Genomic DNA, 13226 nt, shown 5'->3' on the forward strand with positions numbered 1-13226 from the left:
ATTGATGTCGACTGGAGCCGGGGATGCCAGCGAGCGCTATTTCAACCGGGAGCTTTCCTGGCTGAAGTTTAACGAGCGAGTTCTCGAAGAGGCGGTGAACACCGCGCATCCGCTGTTGGAGCGTCTGAAATTCCTGGCGATATCAGGCGATAATCTCGACGAATTTTACATGGTTCGCGTCGCCGGCCTGCGGGGGCAGGTGGAAGAGGGGGTTGAAAGCCGCTCGCCCGATGGGATGTCACCCAAGGAAGCCTTGGCCGCTGTTCTGGTGGAAGCAGAAAAGCTGATGCAGGATCAGCAGGACATCTGGTCCAGTCTCAGACGCGACCTTGAGGCGAGCGGCGTGGAAGTGTTGTCTCCCTCGACAATCGATTCGGCGGAACGCGAATGGCTGTCGGATTATTATCTGGCGCAGATTTTTCCGGTGCTCACCCCCCAGACGATCGATCCCGCGCACCCCTTTCCGTTCATCGGCAATAAGGGCCTTGGCCTCGTCATGGCGCTCGAACATCCGGAGACAGACGAGGACCTGATGGCGCTGGTGATGATGCCGCCGGCTCTGCCCCGATTTGTGCGACTGCCGGGTGCGGATGCGCGTTACATCGCCATCGAGGATATCATCCGGCTGAACGTGAACGAGTTGTTCCCCGGTTATGCCATCGAGGGCGACGGCGTATTCCGGATCCTGCGAGACAGCGATATCGAGGTAGAGGAAGAAGCGGAGGATCTGGTCCGCTATTTCCAGACCGCGATAAAGCGGCGGCGGCGCGGGGAGGTCATTCGTCTGAAGGTCGAAACCGCCATGCCGGGCCGGGTTTGCCGCGTCGTGCGAAAAGCGTTCCAGATCGGTGAACAGGACGTCGCGACTGTGGAAGGCATCATAGGCATTGGCGATTTGATGCAATTGTACGACGAGCCGCGGCCGGACCTGAAATTCCCCCCCTATACGGCGCGTTTTCCTGAAAGAATCCGAGAGCATGGCGGAGATTGCTTCTCCGCCATAGGAGAGAAGGACATTGTTGTTCATCATCCCTATGAAAGTTTTGAGGTGGTGATTGCATTCCTGCGGCAGGCGGCAGCCGATCCCGATGTCGTCGCGATCAAGCAGACCCTCTATCGCGCCGGCAAGCAGTCCTCCGTCATTCGCGCCCTGATCGATGCTGCCGAGGCAGGAAAATCGGTGACCGCCGTAGTGGAGTTGAAAGCAAGGTTCGATGAGGAGCAGAATCTCGCCTGGGCGGCGGAGCTTGAGCGCGCGGGCGTTCAGGTGGTTTACGGTTTCATCGAATGGAAAACGCACGCCAAAATATCGCTGGTTGTGCGGCGGGAGGGGCAGGGACTGCGCACCTACTGTCATTTCGGTACCGGCAACTATCATCCCGTCACAGCGAAAATTTACACCGACCTCAGCCTGTTCAGTGCGGATCCCGTGCTGGGCAGGGACGCTGCGCAGATTTTCAACTATATTACTTCATATGTTGAGCCGAAGCGCTTGGAAGCGATGGCAATTTCACCGCACAGCCTGCGCCAGCGTCTGTCTGGCCTTATTCAGCGCGAGATAGAGAATAAGCAGGCCGGCAAACCGTCTGGCATCTGGATGAAGATGAACGCACTGGTCGATGCGGAACTGATCGAGCGGCTTTACGACGCGAGTGCCGAGGGGGTGTCGATTGACCTGGTCGTGCGCGGTATTTGCTGTCTGCGTCCCGGTGTGCCGGGCATGTCCGAAAACATCCGCGTTCGCTCAATCGTCGGGCGCTTCCTGGAGCATAGCCGCATCTACGCCTTTGCCAACGGAGCGGAGCTGCCGTCGGATAAGGCGGATTTGTTCATTGCCTCGGCTGATCTGATGCCGCGCAATCTGGACCGCCGTGTCGAGGTGCTGGTGCCGGTTCGCAATTCGACGGTGCACGATCAGATCATCGATCAGGTCATGCTGGCGAATCTGAAGGATACCGAGCAAAGCTGGGAATTGGCGCCTGATGGCACGTATCACCGCATCCAGGCCACCGGGGAGCCGTTCAACGTGCACCATTATTTCATGAACAACCCCTCGCTTAGCGGACGTGGTACGGTAATCGAGGATGCGCCCGACGTGCCCAGCCTCAACCTCACAAGCTCCAAAAACTCAGCAGGTGCATCTTGATGGCGGATCGGATCGCCGAAACGCCAGTTCTGCAAAGCGCCATGACGGTCGAACCCGGCGACCGGATTCGTGCGGTCATCGACATTGGATCGAACTCGATCCGCCTTGTCGCCTTTCACAAGGACCGGCGCACTCCATTCACCCTGTTTAACGAGAAGGTGATGGCTGGTTTAGGGACAGGAGTCGCCGAAACAGGGGCGATGGACGAGGCCCGCCTGGCAGAAGCTTACGCAACTCTCGAGCGGTTCGCGGTCCTTTGCAGCGATATGCGGGTGGGAAGTATTGAGGCTTTTGCGACCGCCGCCGTGCGCGAAGCCTCCAATGGGCCTGAATTCGTCGCAACCGTCAAGAAGCGCACCGGCATCGACATTCGCATCATCGACGGCAAGGAAGAGGGCGAATATGCCGCCCTCGGCGTTCTTGCCGGTATCCCGGATGCTGACGGGATCGTCGGCGACCTTGGTGGCGGCAGCCTGGAGCTGGTGCGGCTGAAACGGGGGGAGCCGCGCAAGGTGATGTCACTCCCGATCGGTAGTTTGAAGCTGGCCGAAGCCCGCAAGGGCGGCACCGACAAGATGCGCCGCATCGTCAAGAAGGCGCTCGACAAGGTTGAGTGGGCCGTCGAAGGTGAGGGGTTGCCGTTTTACATGGTGGGCGGTTCGTGGCGCGCTCTGGCGCAGCTAGAAATGCATCTGACCAGTTACCCGCTCCATATCGTTCACCAATATGAATTGTCGACGAAGGCGGTGGATCGCCTTGCCCGGGCCGTTCCGAATCTTCGTCAGAAGCGGATGCGGTCCATCACCAATGTGTCGTCCTCCCGCACGCCGCACTTGCCGGGTGCGGCGCTGCTGTTGCGCGCGGTCATGAAGCGGCTGGGGTCGAGCCATGCAGTCGTCAGTGCCTACGGCACCCGCGAAGGCGTATTCTTCGATACCTTGCCACAGGAGATCGCGCGCCGTGATCCCCTCATTTCCGCAGCGCGCGAGGAGGGGGCGGCCATGGGGCGCTTTCCCCAGCATGCCGGTGCCCTGATGAGCTGGATGGAGGGGATGTTCGAAGGCGAAGATGCGGAGTCGACCCGTCTGCGCCGGGCTGCGGCGGAATTGAGTGACATCGCCTGGCGGGCGCACCCGGATTTCCGGGCGGAGCGGGCACTCGACCTCGCTCTGCACGGTAATTGGGCAGGGATTGATCAGCGGGGCCGGGCCATTCTGGGCGCGGCGCTCTACGCGCTTTATGGCGGCAATTTCAACGAACAACTGCCTGCACCGTTGAGCCTGCTTGCGGGCTACGAGGCAGTGGAAAGGGCGACGTCCTGGGGGCTCGCTCTGCGTCTCGGCCAGCGCCTTACTGGCGGCACTGCGGAACCGTTGTCGCAAAGCGCGCTGAAACGGGAGGAGGGCAAGGTCGTGCTCGAATTGTCGAGCAAATATGCCTGTCTGTGGTCAGGCGCCGTGGAACGCCGCCTCAGTCTTCTGGCGGCTCACCTCGCCATGCCTTATGAACTACGGGTGATGTAGGTATGCGTAAGCTCGACTTCCGTGTGAGAAGATTCGGCGCGGCTAGATTTCCGTCATCACCATCTTGCCGTCCTTCACGGCGAAGCTGAGCCGTCCTTCGACCAAGGCCAGGGCATCCCTGCCAAAGACTTCATAGCGCCAGCCTTCCAGCAGCGGAATATCGTCGCGTTCGCCTGCTGCAAGTTGCTCCAAATCCTGCGCACGTCCGATCAATTTTGCTGCAACATCAGCTTCCTTTGATCGAACCTTTAGAAGAAGTTTTAACAGATCGGCGATCAGCGAAGAGTCGGCGCCAAGGCGCGGCCGGCCGCGCGGCTTCTCCGGCATTTCGGACTTGGCCATCGGCTTCGCCCTTTCCAGCGCATCCATCAGCCGCGCGCCAATATCATTGTCCGCCCAGGTGCGGGAAAGGCCGCGTACACGCGCCAGTCCCGCCTGCTCGGTGGGGGGGTGGCCGGCAAGGTCAGCCAAGGTTTCGTCCTTGATGATGCGTCCACGCGGCAAATCCTTGTTCTGCGCTTCACGTTCGCGCCACGCTGCAAGCGCCTTAAGGCGCCCCAGCGCCTCAGGATTTCGTCCCTGGAATTTTACCCGGGACCAGGCCTTTTCCGGATCGTTCGCATATGTCTCCGGATCGGTCAGGCGGGTCATATCGGCATCCAGCCATGCCCCCCGGCCCAGCCGCTTCAGTTCAGACAGCATCTTTGGAAAGAGGTCTGCCAGATGGGTTACGTCCGCAATCGCATAATCCAGCTGACGCTTGTCGAGGGGACGGCGTGCCCAGTCGGTAAACCGCGCACCTTTATCCAGCGCGATTCCCAGCATCTGCTGAACCAACCCGGCATAGCCAAGCTGCTCCCCCATCCCCAGTGCCATTGCGGCGATCTGGGTATCGAACAGCGGCCACGGCGTCTTTCCGGTCAGGTGATACACGATTTCCACATCTTGTCCGGCGGCGTGCATAACCTTCAGCACATCCTCATCGATCAGCAGATCCAATAGCGGGGCGAGATCGATATCGGCCTTTGGGTCGACGGCGGCAGCCCTGCCATTGCCTGCCAGCTGGATAAGGCAGAGTTCGGGGTAATAGGTACTCTCGCGCATGAACTCCGTATCGACGGTGACGAAATCGGCGGTACGCAGATGCTCGACGAAGCTTTGAAGGGTGGCGGTATCTGTGATCAGTTGGTAATCGCTCATTACGAATTCATAGGGTGCGTGCGCCGCTCGCGCCAGCGTCCTTTCCTTATACCTTCTGGAGTTTCGACCCGATGCACGCCTATCGTACGCATGACTGTTCCGCGCTTCGAAAGGCCGATGTCGGCACAGAGGTGCGCCTGAGTGGCTGGATCCACCGCAAGCGCGATCATGGCGGCCTGCTGTTCGTCGACCTGCGTGACCATTACGGCATTACGCAGATCGTCGCGGAGGAAGGCGAGGGCGATTTCGCTACGCTCGACGGCCTTCGTGTGGAAAGCGTCGTCACGATTACCGGCAAGGTGATCGCCCGCTCCGACGAGACGGTGAATGTCGACCTCCCTACCGGCGAGATAGAGGTGCGGGCAGAGGAGGTCGAGGTCCAGTCGGCTGCCGCAGAACTGCCGATGCCGGTATTCGGCGATGCCGAATATCCTGAGGATATCCGTCTAAAGTACCGTTATCTGGATCTGCGTCGCGAAAAAATGCATGCGAACATCATGCTGCGATCCAACGTGATCTCCTCGATCCGCCAGCGCATGATCGGTCAGGGATTTCAGGAATTGCAGACGCCGATCCTGACTGCGTCCAGCCCCGAGGGCGCACGCGATTATCTGGTTCCCAGCCGCGTGCACCCAGGGAAATTCTATGCGCTGCCGCAGGCGCCGCAGATGTTCAAGCAGCTGTTGATGGTGGCCGGATTCGACCGCTATTTCCAGATTGCCCCCTGTTTCCGGGATGAGGATGCGCGGGCGGACCGCAGTCCCGGTGAGTTCTACCAGCTCGACTTCGAGATGAGCTTTGTGACGCAAGACGATGTTTTTGCAGCGATTGAGCCTGTTCTTGAGGAGGTTTTCAAGGAGTTTTCCGACAAGAAGGTGACGGCGGCCCCGTTCCCACGCATTCCCTATCGCGAAGCCATGCTGAAATATGGCAGCGACAAGCCCGACCTGCGGAACCCCATCGAAATCAGCGATGTGTCGGGTCATTTCACCGATTCAGGGTTTGGCCTTTTTGCAAAGCTAGTCGCCACAGGTAATGTCGTCCGTGCAATTCCCGCGCCGGGGGCGGGGTCGAAAAGCCGCAAATTCTTTGATGAGATGAACGACTGGGCACGCAGCGAGGGGCATGCGGGTCTGGGCTACATAAAGATCACCGATGGAGAGCCTGGCGGCCCAATTGCCAAGAACCACGGAGCTGAGGCCACCGCCAAGCTCGTCGAGGCGCTCGGCCTGGGCGACAATGACGGTGTTTTCTTTGCGGCCGGTAAGGCCGATGAAGCGGCGAAGCTGGCGGGGCTGGCGCGCACGCGGGTGGGAACGCAGCTTGACCTGATTGCGGAAGACCGTTTCGATTTCTGCTGGATCGTCGATTTCCCCATGTTCGAGCGAGACGAGGAAACCGGCCAGACTGTCTTTTCGCACAATCCCTTCTCAATGCCGCAGGGAGAGCTGGAGGCACTGGAAACGAAGGACCCGCTCGACATCCTCGCGTGGCAATATGACATCGTCTGCAATGGTGTCGAACTCTCGTCTGGCGCCATTCGTAACCACCGACCGGACATCATGTACAAGGCATTTGAAATTGCCGGATATTCCCGGGAAGACGTGGACCGCGACTTTGCTGGCATGATTGGCGCTTTCAAGTATGGCGCGCCGCCGCATGGCGGGTCCGCGCCTGGTATCGACCGCATCGTCATGCTGCTGGCGAACGAACCCAATATTCGCGAAGTCGTGCTATTTCCCATGAATCAACGCGCCGAAGACCTGATGATGAACGCTCCCTCGCCTGTTTCTGAGCGGCAGTTGAAGGAACTGCATCTGAAGCTCGACCTGCCAAAGGCGAAAACCGCGCCCAAAGCTGCGGAGACGATGATCAAGCCACGGGATGACGGTGGGATACAATAAGGATCTAAAAGCTTTACAAGAACGTCTTGTTGCCGTTCAGTCCGCCTATATGCGGACCGGGCGGCGCGCGATCATCGTGTTCGAAGGTCACGACGCCGCAGGGAAGGGTGGCACGATCCGCCGCCTGACGGCTTCATTGGACCCACGCTTTTATAAGGTCTGGCCGGTGGCGGCGCCGGACGAAGAAGAACGCAGCCACCATTATCTGTGGCGTTTCTGGCGGCGCATGCCCCCGGACGGCACCATGTGCGTCTTCGACCGCAGTTGGTACGGCCGCGTCCTGGTCGAGCGAGTCGAGGGTCTCGCCAGCGAAACGGAATGGTCGCGCGCTTATGGGGAAATAAATCATTTCGAGGCCTTGTTGGCGAGCGATGGCGCCCGCGTCGTAAAGTTGTTCATGGATGTGGACGCCGAAACCCAGGACAAGCGTTTCCTTGCGCGCTTTGCCAATCCTGCAAAGCACTGGAAGCTGTCGCAGGACGATTTCCGCAACAGGTCGCGTCGCGCCGACTATGAGGCAGCGATCGACGATATGTTGGCGAAGACGGGCTGTTCGCAAGCTCCTTGGGTCAGGGTGGATGGCCGCAAAAAGAAGAAGGCGCGGCTGGCCGCCATCGGCGCTATCCTTCACCACCTTGAAGATGATGTGTCACTGGAACCGCCGCCGCTCGACCAGGAAATTGTCCGATTGGCGACCGAGGCGTTCGGTACCTCGCCCCTCAAGAATGTGAGGCGCGAGCCTTAACGGGCGGTTCAAACGGGATGGTTAGAGCTTTCCAGAGGACAGTGGGACGCTGTCGAGGAGAAATCACATGACACGAACCTATGTGAGGTGGCTTGGGGCCGGTGCAGCGCTGATGCTGCTGGCCGGATTACCCACCGGGGCCAATGCTCAAGAAGGGGGCGACCGCTCACGTTCCGAACGTTCGGCCGAGCGTGGAAACTGGGGCGATAGTCGCGATAGAGGACCCCGGGCCGATGGCGACCGCCGGGATAGGGGCCGCTTCGAGGGCGGGCGCGAGCGGTCCTGGCGCGACGCTCGCGGGGGAGACCACCGCGATGACAGGGATCGCTACCAGAGCGGACGTCATGACAAGCGCGGCGATCGCAACGATAACTGGCGCGGCAAACATTACGATCGCGGCCCGCAACGGCAATATTTGCCCCCCAGGGTCATCGTGCGCCCGCGCCCCAGTTACATCTATCGGCCGCATTTTTGGGGATCGGATGTTTTCCGCTGGGACGACCGCTACCGCGATTATGGCTATGTGCGCGATTATCGTCCGGGATATGGCTATTTCGGACCCACGTCCGCCAACGGCTGGCGCGTGCTGCATCCCTGGCTGAAGGACGACCCCGCTGGCAGACACTGGGTCATGTGGCAGTTCGACAATAATCGCGATGGGCGTCTGACCGAGGCTGAGGCTGGCCGGGCGAACCGGGCCTTCGAAAGATTAGCCGACTATGATCGCGACCGCCAATTGTCGCGTCGGGAGATCGATGAGGGGCTTTATGAACTACGAGACGAATACCGCTATGCATTCCGCTGACGCGTGAGCGCAAAGCGTCGCCTTGGCTGAAAGCCGTTTTTCGATTGTCCGCTATCCCCTGTCATTCTTCCCCAGATACCAGCTCAATCTCGCCTCCTGTGGGCCGCCTCGGCGCATCTGGGGCTGGATCTGGTCATAGATTACCGCGTTTTCCAACACGTTCCGAACATATGTCTTGGTTTCATAGAAGGGGATTTCCTCGATCCATTCCAGAACGTCGACGCCAGACATGCGGGGGTCTCCATGCTCCCCAATCCACTTACGGACATTGCCTGGCCCAGCATTGTAGCTGGCAATCGCGAGTACGTGGCTGCCTGCCCAATAATCCACCAAATTGGCGAAATAGGCGCTACCCAGCTGAATATTATAGGCCCCATCACTGGTAAGCGCTTCGGGGCGATAGGGCAGTCCGATCTTCCCCGCCGTTTCCTGCGCTGTGGGCCGCATCAGCTGCATCAGGCCGCGTGCGCCTGCCGGACTTACAGCGTCGACTTCGAACTGGCTTTCCTGACGGGTGATAGCGTGAATCATCGTCCACTGTCCCTCGGTCTGGCGCGGCAGGTCGATTGTCCGCCAGCTAATGTCGACCACGGCGTCGGGCCCGGTCGAATCGGCGCCGCGGGAATTCAGGATGGCATATCTTCCATGTCCCCATTGCCGTGCAAGCTGTGCATATAGCGGCAGCTGTTCCCGGGTGAGCGTTCCCGCCAGGGCGCTAAGAAATTGCTGTTGTTTGCCGGATTCGTTTTGTTGGCCGTAGATTTGTACCGCCCGAACGCGCGGATCGGCATTCCAGGCGCTGACCGTCTGTGGCGACGGCGTCGGTGTATCTCCCGCTGCGATCTGAAGGGGCCGGCCCAATTTCTCGTGGGCTAATTGGCCGTAAAAGGTCAGCTCGTACTTAGCCGCTTCTTCAAAGAAGGCGTTGGCATCGGCGCGTCCCGCCGCTTCCGCCGCACGTCCCGCCCAATATAACCCACGCGAACGGGTTGCCGCAAAATTGGCGGCGTTGGAAAAATTCTGAAAGTGACGAATGGCGTCCGCCGGCCGGTTGAGGTCGTGCAGTGCAGTCCAGCCGGCAAGCCATTCCAGACTGGTGAACGTGTCTCGTTCCGCGCCATTATTGTCGAGGAGCGGGGTGGCGAAACTGAGGCCGCCATGATGCGCAGAGATTTCATAGGCCAATTGATACTGTCGATCCGCGACGGCGGACTGCGCGGCGCTGAGGTGCGCCTTCATCCAGCGGTCCGGGTCGGCGGCACTGCCGGGGGCGATACGGGTCTTTGCAAGCAGCGCTCTGGCTTGCCCGCTTTGGCTGTTCGCGCGGTAGAATTGATAAAGATCCTCAATGAACCCGGGATGCTGTTTCAGCCCCTCGGGAACATTTGCGATGGCGGCATAGGCGGCCTCGACATTGCCGTCCGATTTTGCGCCGCGTTGCAAAGCGATACGGGCGGAGGTCAGAACACGGTCATCGGTGCCCAGCAAGGAGATCATGTTCGCCGCGCCATCAAGATCCTCTCGCCACAACATCATGTCGACGCGCTGCGCATGATCTTCCGGACGCATATCGCTGCCAAACCGAGCGAGGAACTCGCTGCGGGTGTCGCGATCCAGATAGCCTGATCGCCAAGCCTCTCTGGCCATGGCGATCGCCTCTTCGCCGCGGCCGCTTTGGCGCAGCGCTTCGGCGTAGCGGAAACGGCCGGCCGCTGTCGACGGTTCGGAAACGGCAAAAAATGCAAGCCTTTCCGCTATGGGTGTGGAAGCTGTCATGGCGGTTTCGGCGCGCTGGCGGACGCCAAGTTCGTCGGGGAAATTTGGATAGTCGCGCAGAAAGGCGGTGTATTCACCCAGCGATGGCGTCGCTCGTGCGTCGAGCAGCCGCTCCCAACGCGCAACGATCAGCTCGGCGGGCAAAGCGGCCGCGGCGGCGGCAGCCTGCGGCGGCGGCGTTTGATTGGTTTCGGCCGTTGTCGCCGCTACAGGCGTCGGCTCTTCGTTCTGGGATGTGGCGGCAAGGGATCCGGAGGCCAGCATGGCGCCAATTCCGGCAGTCGTGAGCAGACGGGCAGGGGTGGACATGCGGTTCCTCGTGTTCATAGAGCCATTCATATAGTATCTTGCGTAACGGCGCGGTGGTTTCACCTGCGTGAACGCATGAGCAGTTTAAAAAGTTGGTCTGTTGAAAAAAGAGGCCAAAAAAATTGGAGCATATTCTTGGCACACAGGTTTACCGGCTCGATGCCCGCGCTGGTCACGCCGTTCAAGGGCGGCAAAGTCGATTTTCCAGCGCTGGAGCGCCTCGTGGAATGGCAGATTGCAGAAGGGTCGCGCGGACTGGTTCCCTGCGGCACCACGGGTGAATCTCCCACTCTAACCATCGACGAGCATCACAAAATAGTCGGGCGCGTCGTGGAGGTTGCAGCAGGGCGCGTACCCGTCATCGCAGGCGCAGGGTCGAACGACACGGCGACCGCATGCCTGCACGTGCAGGAGGCAAAGAAGTCCGGCGCCGATGCAGCGTTGGTGATCGCCCCCTATTACAACAAGCCCAATCAGGAGGGGCTGTATCAGCATTTCCGCACGGTTGCGGAGGCCAGCGACCTGCCTATCTTCCTGTACAATGTGCCGGGGCGCACGGTGGCAGATATATTGCCGGATACGGTCCGGCGACTTGCGCAACTGCCGAACATCGTCGGGATAAAGGACGCGTCGGGCGATGTCTCCCGTACCGTGCAGGCGGGTATAGATTGCCCAGACGATTTCTGCGTTCTGTCGGGTTCAGATGAGTTGACATTGGGTATGATGGTGTCGGGCGCCCGGGGCGTCATTTCCGTTACCGCCAACGTGGCGCCACGCCTCTGCGCTGAATTCGTTGCCGCCTGCGAGAGGGGCGACTGGGGCGAAGGTCTGGTGCTTGCGAAGCGCCTTCACACCCTGCACCTGGCCATGTTCGCCGCACCAAGCCCCGCGCCTGCGAAATATGCGATGGCGAAGATGGGAAATCTGGCGGATTCCGAGGTTCGCCTGCCGATCGTTCCGTGCACCGATGCGGAAAAGGCTCTTGTGGATGCGGCGCTGGAATTGGCCGGTCTTTCCTGATGGCCCCCGCTGCCGACAAGCAGAAGATGATCGCTGAAAACCGCAAGGCGCGGTTCGAGTTTAGCATCGAAGATGTCATGGAGGCAGGCATCGTCCTGCATGGCACCGAAGTGAAGTCTCTGCGAAGCGGCAAATCGACCATCGGCGAGAGTTATGCCGAGGTGCGCAACGGCGAGGCGTGGCTGGTGAACGCCAATATTCCCGAATATTCCCACGGAAATCGGCAAAATCACGAGCCGAAACGGCCGCGAAAGCTGTTATTGAAGCGCCGCCAGATCGACCGTCTCGGCGGAGCGATCCAGCGCGAGGGGATGACGTTGGTGCCGCTGAGTATGTATTTTGATTCTTCCGGCAGGGCGAAAGTCGAGCTTGCGCTAGCCAAGGGCAAGCAATTGCATGACAAGCGCGCAACGCAGAAGGAGCGCGACTGGAAACGCGATAAGGCGCGCCTGCTGCGAGAGAAGGGATGAGCGCGCGCGAGTGATATCACTCTCGTCAGCCGCCCTGTAAGGCCTTGCTTTTCTTCGGCCGCGTTCACAAATTGGTTATAGTTGGGTGAGATAGCCTCATCCGGCAGACGGGAGGCCAAAGAATGTCGGTGAAGCGCATGGGGCGCTGTCTGAGACGATACGCGCCTTCGAAGGAGACGCTGGGTGGCAGCCGCCTGCTGCAGCCAGTGGCTCGCTATATCGGAGACCCGAACGTCTGGCACTTCAACCGCCGCAGTATTGCGCGGGGGGTCGCGCTCGGTCTTTTTCTGGGCTTTGCGATCCCCATGGGTTTCCAGATTTTCCTCGCGGCGCTCATCGCCGTTTCGGCACGCGCGAATATCGCGGTCGCCGCCCTCTTCACATCGGTTTCAAATCCGGTCACGATCGTCGTGCTTTACCCAGCCACGGTGATGACAGGCGATTGGCTGCTGGGTAGAGATACCAACCTGCTGCCCGCAAATGCAGATGTCCTGCACGCTATAAAGGATATGCCAATCCCCTGGTTCATCGGGGGTATCTTCCTTGGTACGATCAGCGCCACGGTGGGCTTTCTGACCATTCATTTCCTGTGGCGGTTCTGGGTATCTCGCCGCTGGAGGGCGCGACTTGCGAGGCGGCGGGAGTGCGCCTAATCCTGACATCATGACCGAAGAATACACCGAAGGGTACAAGGCGAAGCTCGTCGAAACGAAACAGGCCTGGGCGCGGGCCGGTCGATTGCTGACCGGAAAGACTGGAGAACATGGCGTCGACCGTTTGCCACCGGGTCAAAGGCTGGTCGAAAACTGGCCTGTTCTGGATCTCGGCATACAGCCGGATGTGGCGCCAGCCGATTGGCGGCTGAAAATCGACGGCATGGTGGCCCAGGATCTGACCTGGGACTGGAACAGTTTTCTTGCGCAGCCGCAGATCGAGATCGTTTCTGACATTCACTGCGTTACCCAGTGGTCGCGCTACGATAATCGATGGACCGGCGTTTCAACCAGGCATCTGTTCGAAGCTGCCGACGTGGCAAAGGACGCTACCCACGTGCTGCTGGCCAGCTACGACGGCTATACGACTAATCTGCGCCTCGAAGACTTCCTTGATGAGGACTGCGTGCTCGCCCACAGGCATGACGGGCAGGCGATCAGCCGGGAACATGGGGGACCGGTACGGCTCGTCGTGCCCCGCTATTATTTCTGGAAAAGCCCGAAATGGCTGAAGCGCATAACCTTCAGCGCTGAGGACAAACCCGGCTTTTGGGAGGAGCGCGGCTACCACAATGTGGGCGACCCCTGGCTAGAACAGCGCTACGAATAATTTCC

11 protein-coding genes are annotated in these 13226 nt (G+C 60.0%); 9 read left to right on the forward strand and 2 right to left on the reverse strand.

Annotated features, from left to right (window positions below; genetic code table 11):
- Window positions 1-4 precede the first annotated feature (4 nt).
- A complete protein-coding gene (locus ACSMXM_RS03465) occupies window positions 5-2146 on the forward strand; it encodes an RNA degradosome polyphosphate kinase (protein ID WP_460316348.1) in 2142 nt (713 codons plus the stop codon).
- Entirely contained in the window at window positions 2146-3669 is a 1524-nt protein-coding gene (locus ACSMXM_RS03470) for a Ppx/GppA phosphatase family protein (RefSeq protein ID WP_460313981.1), read from the forward strand. Before ACSMXM_RS03465 ends, ACSMXM_RS03470 begins: the two co-directional genes overlap by 1 nt.
- A 42-nt stretch (window positions 3670-3711) precedes the next feature.
- Here the strand turns inward: ACSMXM_RS03470 and rnd are convergent, their stop codons facing one another.
- Complete coding sequence (rnd, locus tag ACSMXM_RS03475; RefSeq protein ID WP_460313982.1) at window positions 3712-4869, reverse strand: ribonuclease D; 1158 nt, start codon at window positions 4867-4869, stop codon at window positions 3712-3714.
- A 71-nt stretch (window positions 4870-4940) separates the two neighbouring features.
- On the opposite strand from rnd, the gene aspS reads away from it, so the two are divergent.
- The 3 genes from aspS to ACSMXM_RS03490 all read left to right on the forward strand — a co-directional run bounded on the left by aspS (window position 4941) and on the right by ACSMXM_RS03490 (window position 8323).
- The gene (gene aspS, locus ACSMXM_RS03480; RefSeq protein ID WP_460313984.1) at window positions 4941-6773 is read left to right on the forward strand and encodes an aspartate--tRNA ligase; all 1833 of its coding nucleotides are present in this window, start codon (window positions 4941-4943) and stop codon (window positions 6771-6773) included.
- Window positions 6760-7518, forward strand: coding sequence for a polyphosphate kinase 2 family protein (locus ACSMXM_RS03485; protein ID WP_460313986.1), 759 nt, complete (start codon window positions 6760-6762; stop codon window positions 7516-7518). Before aspS ends, ACSMXM_RS03485 begins: the two co-directional genes overlap by 14 nt.
- Before the next feature lie 67 nt (window positions 7519-7585).
- Entirely contained in the window at window positions 7586-8323 is a 738-nt protein-coding gene (locus tag ACSMXM_RS03490) for a hypothetical protein (RefSeq protein WP_460313988.1), read from the forward strand.
- Window positions 8324-8374: 51 nt separating this feature from the next.
- Here the strand turns inward: ACSMXM_RS03490 and ACSMXM_RS03495 are convergent, their stop codons facing one another.
- The gene (locus tag ACSMXM_RS03495; RefSeq protein WP_460313989.1) at window positions 8375-10408 is read right to left on the reverse strand and encodes a lytic transglycosylase domain-containing protein; all 2034 of its coding nucleotides are present in this window, start codon (window positions 10406-10408) and stop codon (window positions 8375-8377) included.
- Window positions 10409-10567: 159 nt separating this feature from the next.
- Here ACSMXM_RS03495 and dapA point away from each other — a divergent pair, with 159 nt between their 5' ends.
- From dapA to ACSMXM_RS03515, 4 genes are all read left to right on the forward strand, one after another.
- The gene (dapA, locus tag ACSMXM_RS03500) at window positions 10568-11428 is read left to right on the forward strand and encodes a 4-hydroxy-tetrahydrodipicolinate synthase (protein ID WP_460316349.1); all 861 of its coding nucleotides are present in this window, start codon (window positions 10568-10570) and stop codon (window positions 11426-11428) included.
- Entirely contained in the window at window positions 11428-11898 is a 471-nt protein-coding gene (gene smpB, locus ACSMXM_RS03505; protein ID WP_460313991.1) for an SsrA-binding protein SmpB, read from the forward strand. The genes dapA and smpB overlap by 1 nt, the downstream gene beginning before the upstream one ends.
- 122 nt (window positions 11899-12020) lie before the next feature.
- Complete coding sequence (locus ACSMXM_RS03510) at window positions 12021-12551, forward strand: DUF2062 domain-containing protein (protein ID WP_460313993.1); 531 nt, start codon at window positions 12021-12023, stop codon at window positions 12549-12551.
- A gap of 10 nt (window positions 12552-12561) precedes the next feature.
- Window positions 12562-13221, forward strand: a complete 660-nt coding sequence (locus ACSMXM_RS03515; RefSeq protein WP_460313995.1) for a sulfite oxidase-like oxidoreductase — start codon at window positions 12562-12564, stop codon at window positions 13219-13221.
- Window positions 13222-13226: the final 5 nt, after the last annotated feature.

The sequence above is a fragment of the Pacificimonas sp. ICDLI1SI03 genome, assembly GCF_054740865.1.

Bases quoted from the DNA above. Each gene is read 5' to 3' on its own strand.
- rnd (WP_460313982.1), bottom strand. From the start codon at position 4,869: ATGAGCGATTACCAACTGATCACAGATACCGCCACCCTTCAAAGCTTC.
- ACSMXM_RS03495 (WP_460313989.1), bottom strand. From the start codon at position 10,408: ATGTCCACCCCTGCCCGTCTGCTCACGACTGCCGGAATTGGCGCCATG.
- dapA (WP_460316349.1), top strand. From the start codon at position 10,568: ATGCCCGCGCTGGTCACGCCGTTCAAGGGCGGCAAAGTCGATTTTCCA.
- ACSMXM_RS03515 (WP_460313995.1), top strand. From the start codon at position 12,562: ATGACCGAAGAATACACCGAAGGGTACAAGGCGAAGCTCGTCGAAACG.
- ACSMXM_RS03510 (WP_460313993.1), top strand. From the start codon at position 12,021: ATGTCGGTGAAGCGCATGGGGCGCTGTCTGAGACGATACGCGCCTTCG.
- aspS (WP_460313984.1), top strand. From the start codon at position 4,941: ATGCACGCCTATCGTACGCATGACTGTTCCGCGCTTCGAAAGGCCGAT.
- ACSMXM_RS03470 (WP_460313981.1), top strand. From the start codon at position 2,146: ATGGCGGATCGGATCGCCGAAACGCCAGTTCTGCAAAGCGCCATGACG.
- ACSMXM_RS03490 (WP_460313988.1), top strand. From the start codon at position 7,586: ATGACACGAACCTATGTGAGGTGGCTTGGGGCCGGTGCAGCGCTGATG.
- ACSMXM_RS03465 (WP_460316348.1), top strand. From the start codon at position 5: ATGTCGACTGGAGCCGGGGATGCCAGCGAGCGCTATTTCAACCGGGAG.
- smpB (WP_460313991.1), top strand. From the start codon at position 11,428: ATGGCCCCCGCTGCCGACAAGCAGAAGATGATCGCTGAAAACCGCAAG.